This window comes from Mesorhizobium sp. CA7 (assembly GCF_020165015.1).
GTDB lineage: Bacteria > Pseudomonadota > Alphaproteobacteria > Rhizobiales > Rhizobiaceae > Mesorhizobium.
In genome coordinates this window covers 82,748-99,726 of sequence record NZ_JAIUHH010000013.1, presented here as the reverse complement: position 1 = coordinate 99,726, position 16,979 = coordinate 82,748, and the positions used below count along the sequence as shown (strand labels likewise).

Annotated in this window: 13 protein-coding genes; 8 read left to right on the top strand and 5 right to left on the bottom strand. The window is 64.2% G+C overall.

Annotation, left to right across the window (positions count from 1 at the left end; translation table 11 throughout):
* Nucleotides 1-76 precede the first annotated feature (76 nt).
* Nucleotides 77-1,408 carry a UDP-glucose dehydrogenase family protein gene (locus tag LB552_RS21080; protein WP_140845616.1) on the bottom strand — a complete coding sequence of 444 codons (1,332 nt, stop codon included), beginning with the start codon at nucleotides 1,406-1,408 and terminating at the stop codon, nucleotides 77-79.
* 1,036 nt (nucleotides 1,409-2,444) lie between these two features.
* Nucleotides 2,445-3,230 carry an SDR family NAD(P)-dependent oxidoreductase gene (locus tag LB552_RS21075; RefSeq protein ID WP_224609962.1) on the bottom strand — a complete coding sequence of 262 codons (786 nt, stop codon included), beginning with the start codon at nucleotides 3,228-3,230 and terminating at the stop codon, nucleotides 2,445-2,447.
* Between the two features lie 168 nt (nucleotides 3,231-3,398).
* Here LB552_RS21075 and uxuA point away from each other — a divergent pair, with 168 nt between their 5' ends.
* The 4 genes from uxuA to LB552_RS21055 all read left to right on the top strand — a co-directional run bounded on the left by uxuA (nucleotide 3,399) and on the right by LB552_RS21055 (nucleotide 8,358).
* Nucleotides 3,399-4,583, top strand: a complete 1,185-nt coding sequence (gene uxuA / locus LB552_RS21070) for a mannonate dehydratase (protein WP_224609960.1) — start codon at nucleotides 3,399-3,401, stop codon at nucleotides 4,581-4,583.
* A gap of 191 nt (nucleotides 4,584-4,774) precedes the next feature.
* The gene (locus LB552_RS21065; RefSeq protein ID WP_224609958.1) at nucleotides 4,775-5,815 is read left to right on the top strand and encodes a proline racemase family protein; all 1,041 of its coding nucleotides are present in this window, start codon (nucleotides 4,775-4,777) and stop codon (nucleotides 5,813-5,815) included.
* 216 nt (nucleotides 5,816-6,031) lie between these two features.
* Nucleotides 6,032-7,024 (top strand): cell division protein FtsZ, encoded by a 993-nt coding sequence (gene ftsZ, locus LB552_RS21060; protein ID WP_095769817.1) that lies wholly within the window; start codon nucleotides 6,032-6,034, stop codon nucleotides 7,022-7,024.
* A gap of 272 nt (nucleotides 7,025-7,296) precedes the next feature.
* A complete protein-coding gene (locus tag LB552_RS21055; protein ID WP_224609956.1) occupies nucleotides 7,297-8,358 on the top strand; it encodes a maleylacetate reductase in 1,062 nt (353 codons plus the stop codon).
* Between the two features lie 58 nt (nucleotides 8,359-8,416).
* Here the strand turns inward: LB552_RS21055 and LB552_RS21050 are convergent, their stop codons facing one another.
* Nucleotides 8,417-9,913, bottom strand: a complete 1,497-nt coding sequence (locus LB552_RS21050) for an aldehyde dehydrogenase family protein (protein ID WP_224609954.1) — start codon at nucleotides 9,911-9,913, stop codon at nucleotides 8,417-8,419.
* A 275-nt stretch (nucleotides 9,914-10,188) separates the two neighbouring features.
* Here LB552_RS21050 and fghA point away from each other — a divergent pair, with 275 nt between their 5' ends.
* Entirely contained in the window at nucleotides 10,189-11,022 is an 834-nt protein-coding gene (gene fghA / locus LB552_RS21045) for an S-formylglutathione hydrolase (RefSeq protein ID WP_224609952.1), read from the top strand.
* Here the strand turns inward: fghA and LB552_RS21040 are convergent.
* Entirely contained in the window at nucleotides 10,979-12,136 is a 1,158-nt protein-coding gene (locus LB552_RS21040) for an NAD(P)/FAD-dependent oxidoreductase (RefSeq protein ID WP_224609950.1), read from the bottom strand. The two genes, fghA and LB552_RS21040, sit on opposite strands and share 44 nt — an antisense overlap.
* 204 nt (nucleotides 12,137-12,340) lie before the next feature.
* On the opposite strand from LB552_RS21040, the gene LB552_RS21035 reads away from it, so the two are divergent.
* The 3 genes from LB552_RS21035 to LB552_RS21025 all read left to right on the top strand — a co-directional run bounded on the left by LB552_RS21035 (nucleotide 12,341) and on the right by LB552_RS21025 (nucleotide 15,645).
* Nucleotides 12,341-13,717: an aspartate aminotransferase family protein gene (locus tag LB552_RS21035; RefSeq protein ID WP_224610035.1), complete on the top strand. Its 1,377-nt coding sequence runs from the start codon at nucleotides 12,341-12,343 to the stop codon at nucleotides 13,715-13,717.
* A 142-nt stretch (nucleotides 13,718-13,859) separates the two neighbouring features.
* Nucleotides 13,860-14,312, top strand: a complete 453-nt coding sequence (locus LB552_RS21030; RefSeq protein ID WP_224609948.1) for a DUF2231 domain-containing protein — start codon at nucleotides 13,860-13,862, stop codon at nucleotides 14,310-14,312.
* Nucleotides 14,313-14,352: 40 nt separating this feature from the next.
* On the top strand, nucleotides 14,353-15,645 hold the full coding sequence (locus tag LB552_RS21025; protein ID WP_411966392.1) for a PQQ-dependent sugar dehydrogenase: 1,293 nt from the start codon (nucleotides 14,353-14,355) through the stop codon (nucleotides 15,643-15,645).
* 23 nt (nucleotides 15,646-15,668) lie between these two features.
* Here the strand turns inward: LB552_RS21025 and LB552_RS21020 are convergent, their stop codons facing one another.
* A complete protein-coding gene (locus LB552_RS21020) occupies nucleotides 15,669-16,874 on the bottom strand; it encodes an ROK family transcriptional regulator (RefSeq protein WP_224609944.1) in 1,206 nt (401 codons plus the stop codon).
* Nucleotides 16,875-16,979: the final 105 nt, after the last annotated feature.

Genomic DNA, 16,979 nt, shown 5'->3' with positions numbered 1-16,979 from the left:
AGCGCTCCGGCCCACAACGATAGGAACTACAGCTGCCCTGTCGGACATGTTGAAGTAAGATGCCTGGTTGGCGCCCTCATGCCGCCATCCTGCCGATCGAGAAGTATTCGATGCCGTAGCGCGCGATCACCTTGGGATCGTAGAGATTGCGGCCGTCGAAGATGACCGGCGTCGTCAGCGCGTCCTTGAGCGCGTCGAAGGACGGCGCGCGGAAGCTCTTCCATTCGGTGCAGATCAAAAGCGCGTCGGCGCCGCGCAGCGCCGCTTCCTTGGTGCCGCACAAAAGCAGATCCTCGCGCAGGCCGTAGATCGCCTGGCACTCCTGCATCGCCTCGGGATCGTAGGCCTGCACCTTGGCGCCGGCCGCCCACAACGCTTCCATCAGCGTGCGCGCCGGCGCCTCGCGCATGTCGTCGGTGTTGGGCTTGAAGGCCAGCCCCCAGACGGCGAAGGTCTTGCCCCTGAGCGCGCCCTTGAAATAGTGGTTGACCTTGTCGAACAGGACCGACTTTTGCGCATTGTTGCGCTCCTCGACGGCGCGCAGCAGCTTGGCGTCGAACTTGACGCCCTCGGCGGTCTTGATCAGCGCGCGCACATCCTTCGGGAAGCACGAGCCGCCATAGCCGAGGCCGGGATAGATGAAGTGGTAGCCGATGCGCGGATCCGAGCCGATGCCCTTGCGCACCTCCTCGATGTCGGCGCCCAGCTGCTCGGCGAGATTGGCCATCTCGTTCATGAAGCTGATCTTGGTCGCCAGCATGCAGTTGGCGGCGTATTTGGTGAATTCGGCGCTGCGCACATCCATCACGATCATCTTCTCGTGGTTGCGGTTGAACGGCGCGTAGAGCTCGCGCATCACCATCTCGGTGTCCTCGCTGGAGGTGCCGACGATGATGCGGTCCGGCTTCATGCAATCGGCGACCGCCGAGCCTTCCTTGAGGAATTCGGGGTTCGAGGCGACGTCGAAGGCGAGATCCTCGCGGCCGCGCTTCTTCAGCGTTTCGGCGATCCTGGCCTTCACCTTCTCGCAAGTGCCGACCGGCACGGTCGACTTGCCGACGACGATCTTGGCGCTGTCCATCTCACGGCCGATGGTCTCGGCGACGGCCAGCACATATTTCAGATCGGCCGAGCCATCCTCGCCGGGCGGCGTGCCGACCGCGATCATCTGGATCTGGCCATGCCTGACCGCCGCCGCCGCGTCGGTGGTGAAGCGGATGCGGCCGGCCGCGTGGTTTTCCCTGACGAGAGCCTCCAGGCCCGGTTCGAAAATCGGCACCAAGCCCTGGTTAAGCCGCTCCACCTTCTTCTCGTCGATATCGACGCACACCACCTCATGGCCGACCTCGGCCAGCACAGCGGCCTGCACGAGACCGACATAGCCAATCCCAAACACCGTCAAATTCATTTGGCTCTATTCCTGTCAAAGGCCGGGCCGCGGTCCGGTAAACTGGATATGCCGAAAAGGTGGGCTGTTCGACAACACTCCCCGTCATATCCGCTCTTGAGACGCTGCCGACCAGAGCGGCCCGACAGTCCGCCGTTTGGGGTGGATCGGGATGAACCGCCGGGCCTAACCGACTTTAAAAAAGTCGGCTGGCGGCCTCTATATCAACTCTGGCTAATGGTTACGCCCTTTGAACGAAGGACGTCGGGCAGCTCTTCTACAGCTGGGAGTGCTGCACCATCAAGAGAGGCAATGCTTCCCATGATTAAAATTCGGCGTAACAAAGAGCCCGTGACCGAAGCCGACGGCTGGTACTGAGTGCCCAGGAATGCGGAAACTGGCAATGTGTGCGGCAGGCGATTTGGCAACGAGGGAGAGCCTGCGCTGTTGCGCGAACAGCTGTGCCTTGTCCGTCAGTCGGACCTTGCGTGAGACCAACGTCTTAGCAGGCAACTCATAGGTCCCGGCCACGAAACATCTTCCAGAGAAGTCCATTGGTGGGTGCTGGCGAGCATAGTCTCTTCATTGCCAGCTCGTGGATGCCCACCATCACCTGCGATGGGGGATCTGCATCAATCGGGGGTGTTTTGATTGCCGATCCCAGACAGCTTAAATCACGAATATCTCAGATTTGATTGTCCAAGATGCGAGCATCCAATCATCCGCAAGGGCTCATGGTTCAAGGTCATTGCCACTTTCAGATGCCCCCGCTGCAACACGACGCTGCGGCTGGGATATCCTGAAAAGTTACGCATTTTCGAGACCCACAGGCATCTGACAGGCGGACCACCGCCAGCCGGAGCCAGCGGGTGAAGGCGGTTGGCGTCGGTCGGCAGCGCCGACTCGTGGCCTGATCCGACAGTCGGGGTGCAGCAACAGCAACGCTGACGCGCCACGGCGTGGCAAGGTCGTCGACTAGATCGGCGACGTGCGCAAAGAGCCGGGAACGCTGCTCTTTGGCGCGACTCCCGGTAAAGGCCAAGATCGATCTTCATGGTCACTTCACGCCGATGCCGGCGGTCAGGCCGCCATCTATCTTGTAGTCCGCGCCGGTGCAAAAGCCGGCCTTGGAAGAGCACAAAAAGGCGATCAGCTCCGCCACTTCCTCGGGCTCGCCGATGCGGCCGAGGGGATGCGCCGCGCCGAAGCGCCTGTAGGCTTCCTCGACATCGGCATCGCTGCCGTTGTCGCCGCGCGCGGCCTTCTCGAGGATCGGCGTGCGGATCGAGCCGGGGCTGACCGAATTGACCCGGATGCCGGCTGCCGCATAGTCGAGCGCCAGCGAACGCGTCAGCGTGTGGATGGCGCCCTTGGTGGTGGCATAGGCGGCGACGTTCTGCTGGCAGGCGAAACCCTGCACCGAGGCGACATTGACGATGGCGCCGCCGCCGCGCTTGATCATTTCCGGAATGCCGAAATGGGCGGTCAGATAGATCGAGCCGACATTGACCGTCATCGCCTTGTTCCAGGTTTCCCAGTCGGTCGTCGTCGCGGTTCCATAGGGATGGACCGCCGCCGAATTGACGATCACGTCGAGGCCGCCGAAACGCTCGACTCCGGCCGCGATGGCCCCGCGGACCTGGTCCGGCACGGAGACGTCGGTGTCCACGACCAGCGCGCCGGCCCCGGAGCTTTCCAACTGCGCTCGCATCGCGGCATTGGCCGAACGGTCGATGCCGCAGGCGACGATCGCAGCGCCTCCGGCGGCGAGGCGCCTGGCAGTTGCGAGACCGATCCCGGTCGTTCCGGTCACCAGCGCGACCTTGCCGTCAAAATCCTTCATTGCCGAACTCCTTTGGTCACGTCTCGGAAGCCGGCTCTTCCGTCTGGAACCGCAGGCCGAAATCGAGATAGCGGCTCGTCAGATAGGCGTACGCCAGCCTGTCGCGGGCCTATTTGACTCTCGTTGTCGTCCAACAATAAGTTGCCCACCTCGCGGAGGAAAGCGGCAATGGAACAGTGCTGGCGCTGGTATGGCCCGGACGATCCGGTAACACTCGATCATGTCAAGCAGGCGGGTGCGACAGGCGTGGTCTCGGCCCTGCACGACATCTATGACGGGCGTGTCTGGCCGCTGGAAAACATTCTCGAGCGCAAGCGCATCATCGAGGCGGCGGGGCTGACCTGGTCGGTGGTCGAGAGCATTCCGGTCCACAACTCGATCAAGATCGGTTCGCCGGAGCGGCTCCGTTATGTCGGTTTCTACAAGGACACGATCTGCGCCCTGGCGAAGGCCGGTATCGCGACGATCTGCTACAATTTCATGCCGGTGGTCGACTGGACGCGGACGGATCTGGCCTACCGCCTGCCGACGACGGGTTATGCGCTGCGCTTCGATGCGATCGATTTCGCGGCTTACGATCTGTTCGTGCTGAAGCGCCGGAATGCCCGGGACGGCTACACGCCTGCCCGCATCGCCGAGGCGGAAGCGCGGCTGAAGGAGCTCGGCGACGAGAAGATCGACAGGATCGAGCGCAATCTCATCGCCGGCCTGCCCGCCACCGAGCGCGCCTACAACCGCGACAGCTTTCGCGAGGCCCTGGCTGACTATGATGCAATCGGACCGAAGGAATTGCGCGAGAACCTGGCCTGGTTCCTGCGCGAGATCATTCCGGTGGCCGAGGAGGAGGGGGTGCGCATGTGCATCCATCCCGACGATCCGCCATTCTCGCTCTACGGCCTCCCGCGCATCGTCTCGACCGCCGAGGATGCGCGCTTCATCCTCGATACCGTCGACAGCCCGGCCAACGGGTTGACGTTCTGCACCGGCTCCTACGGCACGCGCGCCGACAACGACATTGTCGCCATGGTCAAGGAGTTCGCCGAGCGCATCCATTTCGTCCATCTGCGCAACGTCACCATCGAGGGCGACGGCTCCTTTTATGAAGCCGAGCACCTCGAGGGCGGCACCGACATGGCGCATGTCATCCTCGCGCTGATGCAGGAAGAAGCGCGCCGCCGCAAGGAAGGCCGCGCCGACTGGCGCATTCCGATGCGGCCAGACCATGGGCACCTCCTCGCCGACGACATCGGCAAGACAAGGATCAATCCGGGCTATTCGCTGATAGGCCGGCTCAAGGGCCTCGCCGAACTGCGCGGCATCATGCGCGCCGTCGAGCGGTTCGGGCTGGCTTGACTTCCAAACGGGCTCGGCTTCGCGCCCGGCCCTTAAATCCGTAAAGACATAATGGCGCCGCCAATGGGCGATGGTATCCTTCGGGCCGCCATCGGCAGGCAGGCTCAAGCGGGCGTGTCAGGTCGGGGTTGCGGCGCCGATCCGCCGGAACATGAAACAGGCCGATAGTCGCGGCGGACGGGGAGAAAGCAATGCGCACCAGAACCAGCATCCGCGTCGTCGGCTGCCACGCCGAGGGCGAGATCGGCGATGTCATCGTGGGCGGCGTGCTGCCGCCTGCCGGCCGCACGATGATGGAGAAGATGATCACGATGGAACGCGATCACGACCATATCAGGCGCATGCTGATCTGCGAGCCGCGCGGCAGCGTTGCCCGGCATGTCAATCTCCTGTTGCCCTCGACGCGCGAGGATTGCGCCGCAGGCGCCATCATCATGGAACCGACCGAATATCCGCCGATGTCCGGCTCCAACACGATCTGCGTCGCCACCGTGCTGCTCGAGACCGGCATGGTGCCGATGCAGGAGCCGGAGACGCGCTTCAAGCTCGATATGCCCGGCGGCGTCATCGAGGTGCGCGCCGAATGCAGCGACGGCAAATGCCTGTCGATCACGCTGCGCAATGCCCCCGCCTTCGCCGAGCGCCTCGATGCCGACATCGAGGTGGAAGGGCTCGGCACGATCAAGGCCGATATCGCCTATGGCGGCATGTTCTACGCGATTATCGATGCGCCCGCGCTCGGCTTCTCGGTCACGCCCGACGAGGCGCGCGACTTGGCCGTGGTCGGCGAGAAAGTCCGCCGCGCGGCGCGCGAGCAGCTCGATGTCGTGCATCCGCAGTTCGACAATGTGCGCGGTGTGTCCATCGTGCAATTCGCCATGCCGTTCCAAGGACCGGGCAACGTCACGCGCAACACCTGCATCGTTTCGCCCGGGCGCTCGGACCGCAGCCCGACGGGAACCGGCACCTCGGCCCGCATGGCTGTGCTGCAGGCGCGGGGCCAGATGAAGGAAGGCGAGGTGCTGATCCACGAATCGATCATCGGCTCGCGCTTCACCGGCAAGATCCTCGAGCTCGCCGAAGTCGCCGGGCGCAAGGCAATCGTGCCGCAGATAACCGGCAGGGCCTGGATCACAGGAGAGCACAACTACTATCTCGATCCGACCGATCCCTATCCGCAAGGCTACGTGCTGTCGGACACCTGGGGCACCTCCACTTCGGTGACGCAATAGAATTTCTTGCAACGGCTCGAATCATCCCAGCGTCCAGACGCTTTCCGGCTCCTGGCCGAGGCGTTTGCGCTTGCAGAATGTCAGCGGACCTTGCAGGGAGGCGCCCGCTCTGATTCCCTGCGGTTGGTGGGGATCGCCTGATTCGTGTGCTTGTTGTTCCGGTTCCGCATGATCGTGCGGCGGCGCAGCAGGTACCCACGGTAGAAAGATGAGAAAATGACCGCCAAGCCGGAAATCCTGGAGATGAGGCCCAAGATCACCGTTGTCGGGGTCGGCGGCGCCGGCGGCAACGCCGTCAACAACATGATCGCCGAAGGGCTGCAGGGCGTCGAGTTCGTCGTCGCCAACACCGACGCGCAGGCACTCACCATGTCGAAGTCGTCGCGGCTGATCCAGCTGGGGGCGCATGTGACCGAGGGCCTGGGCGCCGGATCGCTACCCCAGGTTGGCAGTGCCGCAGCGGAGGAATCCATCGACGAGATCATGGATCACCTGGCGGGAACGCATATGTGCTTCATCACCGCCGGGATGGGCGGCGGCACGGGGACCGGTGCGGCGCCCGTGATCGCGCGTGCCGCGCGCGATGCCGGCATCTTGACGGTGGCCGTGGTCACCAAGCCTTTTGTGTTCGAAGGCAAGCGCAGGACTCAGGCGGCCGAGGAAGGCATAGAACGGCTGCGCGAGAGCGCCGACACGGTGATCGTCATTCCAAACCAGAACCTCTTCAGGGTCGCCGACGCCAGGACAACATTCGCCGACGCCTTTGCCATGGCGGACCGCGTTCTCTACGCGGGTGTCGGCTGCATCACGGACCTGATCGTCAAGGAAGGCCTGATCAATCTCGATTTCGCCGACGTGAAGTCGGTGATGCGCGACATGGGCCGGGCGATGATGGGAACCGGCGAGGCCTCCGGGGAGGGGCGCGCCAAGATCGCAGCCGAGGCGGCGATTGCCAATCCGCTGCTCGATGAAGCCTCCATGTCCGGCGCCAGGGGGCTGCTGGTGTCAATCTGCGGCGGCATGGACATGACCCTGTTCGAGGTCGACGAAGCCGCGACACGGATAAGGGAAGAAGTCGACGCGGATGCCGACATCATCGTCGGCGCTATCTTCGACCACGCATTGGCGGGAAAGTTCCGCGTGTCCGTCGTCGCGACCGGTCTGCGCAAGAGCGCGGACATCGCGCAGTTCGAGCAGCGGATCGCCTGAGACTACGGCGATATCGCGGCTGCGCTTGTTCCCGACGGCATGGTGCGACCGGTCGATGTCCGCTTCCGGTGGCGAGCAATCCCGGACCGCGCATGCTACCGGTCAGCGCGCGCCTCTTCGTCGCAAGCCGTCACGACGGCATCCGGCTAGCGTCTGTCCATATTGGACACTAATTGACCGATCCGTTCAATGCCGCCAATGTCTGGCAAAGCGTCGGCATCAATCCCTTCCTGCTGCGTGTCGAGAATCGCGGCTGACGGAGGAGAGGCTCGATGAAAAGCTTCGTCTATAACGGCCAGCCGGCACGCGTCGTTTTCGGATCTGGCACCATCGCAAGATTGCCGGAAGAGATCGACCGGCTCGGGCTGAAACGCGTGCTCGTGCTGGCAACGCCGCCGCGCGAGGCTGATGTCCGGCGTCTTGCCGGATCGCTGGGCGGCGTGGCCGCCGGCGTCTATGCCAAGGCGACGATGCATACGCCGGTATCGGTGACCGAGGACGCGCTGCGGGTCGTGAAGGAACTCCAGGCCGACGGCCTGGTTGCGGTGGGCGGCGGCTCCACGACGGGCCTCGCCAAGGCGATCGCCTTGCGCACCGACCTGCCGCAGATCGTGATGCCCACGACCTATGCCGGCTCGGAAATGACGCCGATCCTCGGCGAGACGAAGGATGGCGTGAAGGTCACCCAGTCGAGCCCGAAGGTGCTGCCGGAAGTGGTGATCTACGACGTCGACCTGACGATGACGCTTCCTGCTTCCTTGTCGGGAACAAGCGGCATGAACGCCATCGCCCATGCGGTCGAGGCGCTCTATGCCAGGGAAAGCAATCCGGTGATAAATCTGATGGCCGTTGAGGCCATTGGCGCGTTGGTGCGCGCCTTGCCGGTCATCGCCGGGAGCCCGCATGACCGCTACGCTCGCTCCGAGGCGCTCTACGGCGCCTGGCTCTGCGGCATCTGCCTCGGCTCGGTCGGCATGGCGCTGCACCACAAGCTCTGCCACACGCTCGGCGGCAGTTTCGATCTGCCGCACGCGGAGACCCATACGATCGTGCTGCCGCATGCGCTGGCCTACAACGCGCCCGCGGTTCCGGCCGTCATGGAAACCCTGCGGGCCGTGCTGAAGGCGGATGATCCTGCCGTGGCTCTCTACGATCTCGCTGGCCGGATCGGAGCTAAACGCGCTCTATCTGAGATAGGCATGCCGCCAGACGGGATCGACATCGCGGCGGACCGCGCGCTGGCCAATCCGTACTGGAATCCGCGGGTGCTGGAGCGGGAACCGATCCGGGCTCTTATCGCGCGCGCCTATGCCGGCGAGCCGCCGCAGGCCTGAGAAACCGAGCGTCGCAGGATTGAAAACCGAGCCGCCGCAGGCCGGCCTCACCTGAATATCAGTCTGTCTGGATCCAAATCGCCTTCGTCTCCAGATATTCGTGCAGGTGCTCGACGCCGCCTTCGCGGCCGTAGCCGGACATCTTCATGCCGCCGAACGGCACGGCCGGGTCGATGGCGTGATACATGTTGACCCAGACCGAGCCGGCCTTGACGCGACGTGCGAGCTTGTGCGCGGCGCCGAGATTGGTGGTGAAGATGCCGGCCGCGAGGCCGTAAGGCGTCGCGTTAGCACGCGCGACAACCTCATCCAGCGTGTCGAAGGGCATGGCTGAGATAACCGGCCCGAAGATTTCTTCGCGCGCGATCGTCATCTTGTCAGACACCGCACCGAAGACGGTCGGGGCGATAAAATTGCCGCCGTCATAGAGCTCGCCCGTCAGCCGCGAGCCGCCGGCGACCAGTTTGGCGCCTTCGTCGCTGCCCGCCTTGATGTAGCCTTCCACCTTGCCGGCCTGCCTGGCATTGATCAGCGGCCCGATTTCGGTCTCGGCCTCGATGCCGTGGCCGACGCGCAACTTGCCGGCGAACTCGGCGACCCGGCGCACGAACTCGTCATGGATCTCGCGCGCCACGAACAGGCGCGAGCCGGCGATGCAGATCTGGCCCGAATGCACGAACACCGCCATCGCCGCGACCGGCACGGCCTTGTCGATATCGGCGTCGCGGCAGACGATGATCGGCGACTTGCCGCCGAGCTCCAGCGAGATGCGCTTGAGGTTGGCGACGCCGGCGCGCGCGATCGCCTGGCCGGTCAGCGTCGAGCCGGTGAAGACGATCTTGTTGACATCCGGGTGCTCGGCAAGCCGCGCGCCAGCCTCGGCGCCCGTCCCGGTGACGATGTTGACAACCCCGTCGGGGACGCCGGCCTCCTGCATCAGCTTCGCGATCAAGAGCGGCGTCAGCGATGCCTCCTCCGACGGCTTCAGCACGATGGTGCAGCCGGTGGCCAGAGCCGGCGCGATCTTCCAGATCGAGGCGGCAGTGGGCGCATTCCAGGGAATGATCGCGCCGACGACGCCGACCGGCTCGCGCCGGGTGAAGGTGACGATCTCGCCGGGGATGGAATTGTCGATCGTCTCGCCGTGCAGCGCGGTCGCCATGCCGCCATAAAAGCGCAGCATGCCGATGACCCGGCGCCGGTTGGCCAGCGTGCGGGTGATCGGCAACCCCATGTCGAGCGTGTCGGAGACGCTGAGCTCTTCCCAATGCTTCTCGAACAGGTCGGCGATCCTGAGCAGCACGCATTGCCGCTCGTAGGGCGAAAATTTCGACCACGGGCCTTCGAAGGCCGCGCGTGCCGCGGCCACTGCAGCGTCGATATCCGCTGCTCCGCCGCGCGGCACCGTCGCCAGCACTTCGCCCGTCGCCGGGTTCAGCGCCTGCATCTGCTGGCCGGATTGCGCCGCGACCCACTTGCCGCCGATGAACATCGGCCGGAATTCGCCATGGTAGAGCATGGCGGCCTTCGCCTTCGGGTCGAAGTTCAGCGTCATCATCTCCTCCTCATGAATTCCGACGCGACTATTACTCCCGCTGGCGGCGACCTCAAACAAGGAAAGCCAGAAGGGTGTTCAGATAATCGGACGCGCAACGCGCGTCTTGCCTCGGCGATGCATCGATGGGCGGCGGCACAGGCCGCTGTTGCTCCGGCGGGGCTAACGAGCGCCGGGCTGTTCCATCGCCTCGACAGTTTTGCCAAGCGTACGGTTGCGCAGGCTCCGACCGGCGGTTATGCCGGATTGAGATTTTCCCGCGAGAGGCAGGGCTGATGAAGGTCGTTTCCATCTCCAAATCGCATGGCGGAATCCAGGGCGTCTATTCGCATGCTTCCGAAGTCTGCGCCTGCGACATGACCTTTGCGGTATTCGTGCCGCCGCAGGCCAAGGACGGGCGGCTCCCGGTCCTGTGGTACCTGTCGGGCCTGACCTGCACGCACGCAAATGTCATGGACAAGGGCGAGTACCGGCGGATGGCGTCCGAGCTCGGGCTGGTCGTCGTGTGTCCCGACACCAGCCCGCGCGGACCCGACGTTCCGGACGAAAAGGACAATTGGCAGTTCGGCTGCGGCGCCGGCTTCTATCTCGACGCGACGCAAGAGCCCTATGTCAAGAACTACCGGATGTATTCCTACGTCGCCGAGGAATTGCCGGCGCTCGTCGCCGCCAACTTTCCCGCCGACATGTCACGCCAGGCCATCTTCGGCCATTCGATGGGCGGGCACGGCGCGCTGACGATCGCGCTCAAGAACCCCGAGCGCTACCGGAGCTGCTCGGCCTTCGCGCCGATCGTGCAGCCGTCGACGGCCGGGTGGTCGCGGCCGGCTTTCGAAAAGTATCTCGGAGCGGACGAAAAGAACTGGTGCGCCTATGACGCCACGCTCCTGATCGAGGATGGGAAGCGCTTCCCGGAATTCCTCGTCGACCAGGGCACCGCTGACGGCTTCCTGCAGGACGGCCTGCGCCCATGGCTGCTCGAAGAAGCTTGCAAGAAGGCAGGGATCGACCTCACCCTGCGCATGCAGGAAGGCTACGACCATTCCTACAACTTCATCTCGACCTTCATGGACGATCACCTGAAATGGCATGCCCGCTGCCTTGGGTGATTTTCGGCGTCAGGATGCGCGCCACATGGTCGGCGATCGCCAGGCTGGAGGTCAGGCCGGGACTTTCGATGCCGAAGAGGTTGATCAAGCCGTCGACGCCATGCGTCGCGGCACCCTGGATCATGAAGTCGCTGTTGGCGTCGCCCGGCCCTGACAATTTCGGCGGGATGCCGCTATAGGCTGCCTGCAGGCTGTCGTCGGCCAGATCGGGCCAGTATTTGCGGATTTGGGCATAGAAGCGCTCGCCGCGCGCTGGATCGACGCGATAGTCGATTGTGTCCGTCCACTCGACGTCAGGCCCGAAACGGGCGATGCCGGCCAGGCCGAGGGTCAGATGGACGCCGAGGCCGCCAGGCTCGGGCACGGGATAGACCAGATGTGAAAACGGCGCCCGCCCGGCGATCGAGAAATAATTGCCTTTGGCGTAGCGAAGCGCCGGCAGGAATTGCCGGCCGAAGCCTTCGATCGAGCCGGCAAGCGCGACCGCGCCGAGACCGGCCGCGTTGATGAAGCGCGGTGCGGCGACCTCGAACTCTGCGCCGCTCGCGGAATCCATCGTCCGCAGAACGATGCGGTCGGCCTCGGCGCGGCCCGAGACGATGCGGGTATTGAGCGAGAGCATTGCGCCGCTCTCCTCGGCATCGCCGAGCAGGGCAAGCATCAGCCCGTGGCTGTCGACAATGCCGGTCGAGGGCGAGAGTAGTGCTGCGGTGCAATGCAGCGCCGGCTCCAGCGCTTGCGCCTCCTCAGCGGTCAGGAAGCGCAGGTCATCGACACCGCAGGTGTTGGCGTTGGCGCGAATGGCGGCCAGCACCGGTTCCTGCGTCTCGTCGGTCGCAACAATCAGCTTGCCGCAGCGGCGATGAGGGACCGAATGGCCGGCGCAGTAGCGATAGAGCATATCGCGTCCCGCGACGCAGAGCCGGGCTTTCAGCGAACCCTGCGGGTAATAGATGCCGGCGTGGATGACTTCGGAGTTGCGCGAACTCGTTTCGGTGCCGATGGCGTCCGCCGCTTCGACGATCAGGGTTTCGAGGCCAAGCGCCGCCAATTTGCGCGCAATCGCCAGACCGATCACGCCGGCGCCCGCGATGATGCAATCGACCTGCTCCACGTCCTGATCCTGCTGCGCGTCACTTATATCATTGCCGAGACAGGCCGAAGCTTGTTGGCGCTATCGATCCCGACGTCGCGGCTCTTGCGATCAGCCAGCGCGATGAGGCATCAACCGCCACAATGCAAGGCGGAATCTTCGGACTTCTCGATCAGAGGAGCGGTCCTATTTCCGCTTTGACGCCTGCACACAGGAGCCATCATGATGGATGCCACACCGAATTCGCCTGAAGCCCGCGACATCCGCTATCACATGCATGGCTATACCAACGCCCGCAAGCATCAGGAAACCGGTCCGCTGATCATCGAAAAGGGCGACGGCATCTATGTCGAGGACATTGCCGGCAACCGCTACATCGAGGCGATGGCGGGCCTGTGGAGCGTCGCCGTCGGTTTCTCGGAAAAGCGGCTGGTCGAGGCGGCGACAAAACAGATGTCGAAGCTGCCCTTCTATCACGACTTCGGCTCCAAGGCGCATTCGCCGCTGATCGATCTCGCGGAGAAGCTGGTGCAGATGGCGCCGGTGCCGATGAACAAGGCCTATTTCACCAATTCCGGCTCCGAGGCCAACGACACCGCGATCAAGATGATCTGGTATCGATCGAACGCGCTTGGACAGCCGGCGCGTAAGAAGATCATCAGCCGCAAGCGCGGCTATCATGGCGTCACCATCGCGTCGGCAAGCCTGACCGGCCTGCCCAACAACCATCTCTCCTTCGACCTGCCGATCGCCAATATCCTGCACACGTCGACACCGCACCACTGGCGCGACGCCGAGCCTGGCGAGAGCGAGGAGCAGTTTTCCGCGCGACTCGCCGAGGAGCTGGAAAAGCTCATCCTCGCCGAGGGACCCGAAACGATCGCCGCCTTCGTCGGCGAGCCGATCATGGGCGCCGGCGGGGTCGTCGTTCCGCCCGCCGGCTATTGGGAAAAGATCCAGGCGGTGCTGGCGAAATACGGCATCCTGCTGGTGGCCGACGAGGTGATCTGCGGCTTCGGCCGCACCGGCAAGATGTTCGGTTCGCACACCTTCAGCATCAAGCCAGACATCATGGTGCTGTCGAAGCAGATTTCCTCGTCCTACCTGCCGATCTCGGCGCTGCTGATCAACGATCGTGTGTTCGAGCCGATCGCCGACGAGAGCGACCGCATCGGCACCTTCGGCCACGGCTTCACCGGCGGCGGTCATCCGGTCGCCGCCGCCGTCGCGCTGGAGAATATCAAGCTGATCGAGGAGCGCGACCTGGTCGGCAATGCGCGCAAGGTCGGCGCGCATCTGCAGGCGAGGTTGCGTCAACTCGCCTCGCATCCGCTGGTGGGCGAGGTGCGCGGCGTCGGTCTCATCGCCGCCGTCGAGCTCGTCGCCGACAAGGCAACCAAGGCTCCCTGGGGCAAGCCGGCAGCGCTCGGCGCGCTGGTCAACGGCTTGCTGCAGCGGAACGGCGTCATCTCGCGCAATATGGGCGATGCGATCGCCTTCTGTCCGCCGTTGATCATCACCGAGGCGCAGGTCGACGCCTTGGTCGATGCGTTCGAGCGCTCGCTCGACGAGGCGATACCGCAGGTCCACCCGCGGAGCTGACCAAGCCGCGAAGGCCTAGCCAGCGGTAGCCTGCGGGCTGACAATCGGACGTTCACCTTCCGGTGAGCGCGAGAAATTCCGGCGGAACATTCGCCTTTTTGCGCTGTTACATCCAAGCTGCAGCGCGGAAAGGAGCTTCCGCATGGAAAATCCGCAATCCACGGCGAGCATTGCCGGCCATCCCATCCATCCCATGCTTGTCACCATCCCGATCGCCTGTTTCGTCGGGACCTTGCTCACCGATATTGCCTACTGGCGGACAGCGGAAATGACCTGGGCCAATTTCTCGGCCTGGCTGCTGACCGTGGGTGTCATTGTCGCCATCCTGGCCGCCATTGCAGGACTTACCGACTTTCTTGGGGACCGCAAGATACGCGCTCAGCCGACCGCATGGCTGCACATGGGAGGTAACCTCGTCGTGCTCGTGCTGTCCTTCTTCAACATGCTCGTCCACACGCGCGATGCCTGGACGTCCGTGGTGCCGACCGGGCTGATCTTGTCGGCGCTGGTGGTGATTATCTTGATCTTCACCGGCTGGCTCGGCTGGGCTCTGGTCTATCGCCATCATGTAGGAGTGGCCGATGAGGCGACTTGACAGCGCAATCAAATGGACGACCGTGGCGCTTTGCTGCGCAATGGCCCTGGGCGTTGCCGGCTGCAGCGATGACAACACCGACCCGAACGCACAGATCGGCCCGAATCCGAAACTGCCGGAGATAACGCAATACCTATTCCCGCCGATGCATCTTGCCTCGGTGGTCGGCTGGAAGAACGATGAAAAGCCGACGGTCGCGCAAGGCCTGCAGATCGAGGCGATGGCCAAGGGGCTTCAGCATCCGCGTTCGCTTTACATGCTGCCCAATGGCGACATCCTGGTGGTGGAGTCCAAGGCGCCGAAAGAAGCGTCGGTCAAGCGGCCGAAGGACATCGTCATGGGTCTGGTCGAAAGCTGGGTCACCTCTGGCGGCGACACCGGCCCGAGCAACCGCATCACGATCTTGCGCGACACCAATGGCGACGGCAAGCCGGATTACCAGGGCGTGTTTCTCGACCATCTCAACGCGCCCTTCGGCGTGGCGCTGGTCGGCAACGACTTCTATGTCGCCAACACCGATGCCATCATGCGCTATCCCTATCAGCCGGGCGACACGAAGATCACGGCGCCGGGCAAGGTGCTGACGGAACTGCCGGGCGGGCCGATCGATCACCACTGGACGAAGAGCCTGGTGGCGAGCCCAGACGGTTCGCTGCTCTATGTCGGCGTCGGCTCGAACTCCAACATCACCGAGAACGGCATCCAGGCCGAGAAGGACCGCGCTGCGATCTGGGAGGTCGACCGCGCCACCGGCCGCTCGCGCATTTTCGCCAGCGGGCTGCGCAATCCCAACGGCCTGACGTTCGAACCTGAAAGCAAGGCGCTTTGGACGGTGGTCAACGAGCGCGACGAGCTCGGGCCGAACCTGGTGCCGGACTATATGACCTCGGTGAAGGACGGCGCCTTCTATGGCTGGCCCTACAGCTACTATGGCCAGCATGTCGATCCGCGCGTGATGCCGCAGCGGCCGGACATGGTGGCGAAGGCCGTCCCGCCGGACTACGCGCTGAGCTCGCATGTCGCGCCGCTCGGGCTTGCTTTCTACACCGCGAACAACCTGCCGCAATCCTATCGCGGCGGCGCCTTTGTCGGCGAGCATGGCAGCTGGAACCGCTCCCGCTTCAACGGCTACAAGGTCGTCTTCGTGCCGTTCAGCGGCGGGCATCCCAACGGCATGGCGCAGGATGTCGTCACCGGCTTCCTCAACGACAAGGGCGAGGCGAGGGGCCGCCCGGTCGGTGTTGCCGTTGATAAATCCGGCGCGCTGCTGATCGCCGACGATGTCGGCAACACGGTGTGGCGGGTGACCGCTGCGGCACCCGGCTCCTCGTAGGAACCTGGCTCAACGCCGACGTATCAGCCCAACGGTTTCTGCAGCACGTCGAATTGCGGGTTGGTTTCCGAGAAGATCGGCAGGGCCGCGGCGCCGAGGACGGATGTGTCCTTTCCCGCGGCGCCGACCACGACGCGCGGCGTGGTACGGGCGCTGGTCGAGCTCACCGAGAGATGGAGCGGTTCCAGCCGGCCGGCCAGTGCCTCGATCACCGGCAGCGGCATGAAGCCGCCGAGCACGACGGTCTCGGGGTCGAGCGCCATTTCAAGGACGTCGATCGCCTGCCGCAACGGCTCGACCGCCTCGGCGAGCCATGCTTCGAAGCGGCTGTCGCCGGTTGCCAGAAGCTCTTCCAGCAGGTCGGGTGAGGCATGGTCCGGATCCGGCAGGTCGAGCTTGTCATAGGCGGCGCGCAGCGAGACGTAGCGCTCCAGGCAGCCGCGCTTGCCGCAGTCGCAGGGCAGGCCGCCCGGCCGCACGATGATGTGGCCGATCTCGCCGGCATTGTGGCGGCTGCCCTTGTAGAGATGGCTGTCGAGGAAGAGGCCGGCGCCGAGGCCTGTTCCGATGAAGAGATAGACGAAGCTGTCGAGCTTGCGGGCAACGCCATAAAGCCGCTCGCCTACTGCCGCCGCTGTGGCGTCGTTCTCGACGATCACGGCGATGCCGGTCAGGCGCTCCAGTTCTTCGGCCACCGGAAAGTCCTGCCAGCCTGGAAGGGCGGTCGGCCCGACAGAAGTCATGCCTTCGACGCCGAACGGCCCGGGCATCGCCATCCCTATGCCGAGCAGTCTCGTGCGGTCCAGCCGGCTGGTTGCGATCAGGTCGCTCGAGATCGCGGCTAGCAGCGGCATGGCCTGCGTGGGGGTTGGGCGGTCGACATCTCTCTCGATGCGCGCGCGCACGGTGCCGGAGAGATCGGTGACGACGCCGACGGCCAATTGGTGGTCGAGCTGCAGGCCGATCGAATAACCGCCATCGGGGTTGATCGAATAGGGGACGGCGGGTTGGCCGCGCGCGCCTTTCAGCGTTGCTTCAGGTTGCAGCAGCCCGGCCGCTTCCAATTCCTCGACGATGTTGGAAATGGTCTGCGACGACAGCGCCGTCAGCCTCGCGATCGCCGCCCGCGACAGCGCGCCGTTGATGCGGATCGCTTCGATCACCACACGCCGGTTGTGCGATTTCGCCTGCTCGAGATTTGTGCCGGAGATGGCTTTCTTGGGGATCATGAGATAGTTACCAGCCGCGGCAACCCTAGAATGCCACTTTAGAAAATCAAGTTGATTTGATTATCGGCTGGCCGAAAGCTTAGGCCGCTCCACAGGCTCGCATTT

Excerpts from the sequence above, each read along its gene's own strand:
- LB552_RS21055 (WP_224609956.1), top strand. The coding sequence starts at position 7,297 with ATGAAAAGCTTCGTCTATAACGGCCAGCCGGCACGCGTCGTTTTCGGA.
- LB552_RS21020 (WP_224609944.1), bottom strand. The coding sequence starts at position 16,874 with ATGATCCCCAAGAAAGCCATCTCCGGCACAAATCTCGAGCAGGCGAAA.
- fghA (WP_224609952.1), top strand. The coding sequence starts at position 10,189 with ATGAAGGTCGTTTCCATCTCCAAATCGCATGGCGGAATCCAGGGCGTC.
- ftsZ (WP_095769817.1), top strand. The coding sequence starts at position 6,032 with ATGACCGCCAAGCCGGAAATCCTGGAGATGAGGCCCAAGATCACCGTT.
- LB552_RS21050 (WP_224609954.1), bottom strand. The coding sequence starts at position 9,913 with ATGACGCTGAACTTCGACCCGAAGGCGAAGGCCGCCATGCTCTACCAT.
- LB552_RS21035 (WP_224610035.1), top strand. The coding sequence starts at position 12,341 with ATGGATGCCACACCGAATTCGCCTGAAGCCCGCGACATCCGCTATCAC.
- LB552_RS21075 (WP_224609962.1), bottom strand. The coding sequence starts at position 3,230 with ATGAAGGATTTTGACGGCAAGGTCGCGCTGGTGACCGGAACGACCGGG.
- LB552_RS21065 (WP_224609958.1), top strand. The coding sequence starts at position 4,775 with ATGCGCACCAGAACCAGCATCCGCGTCGTCGGCTGCCACGCCGAGGGC.
- uxuA (WP_224609960.1), top strand. The coding sequence starts at position 3,399 with ATGGAACAGTGCTGGCGCTGGTATGGCCCGGACGATCCGGTAACACTC.
- LB552_RS21025 (WP_411966392.1), top strand. The coding sequence starts at position 14,353 with ATGGCCCTGGGCGTTGCCGGCTGCAGCGATGACAACACCGACCCGAAC.
- LB552_RS21030 (WP_224609948.1), top strand. The coding sequence starts at position 13,860 with ATGGAAAATCCGCAATCCACGGCGAGCATTGCCGGCCATCCCATCCAT.
- LB552_RS21080 (WP_140845616.1), bottom strand. The coding sequence starts at position 1,408 with ATGAATTTGACGGTGTTTGGGATTGGCTATGTCGGTCTCGTGCAGGCC.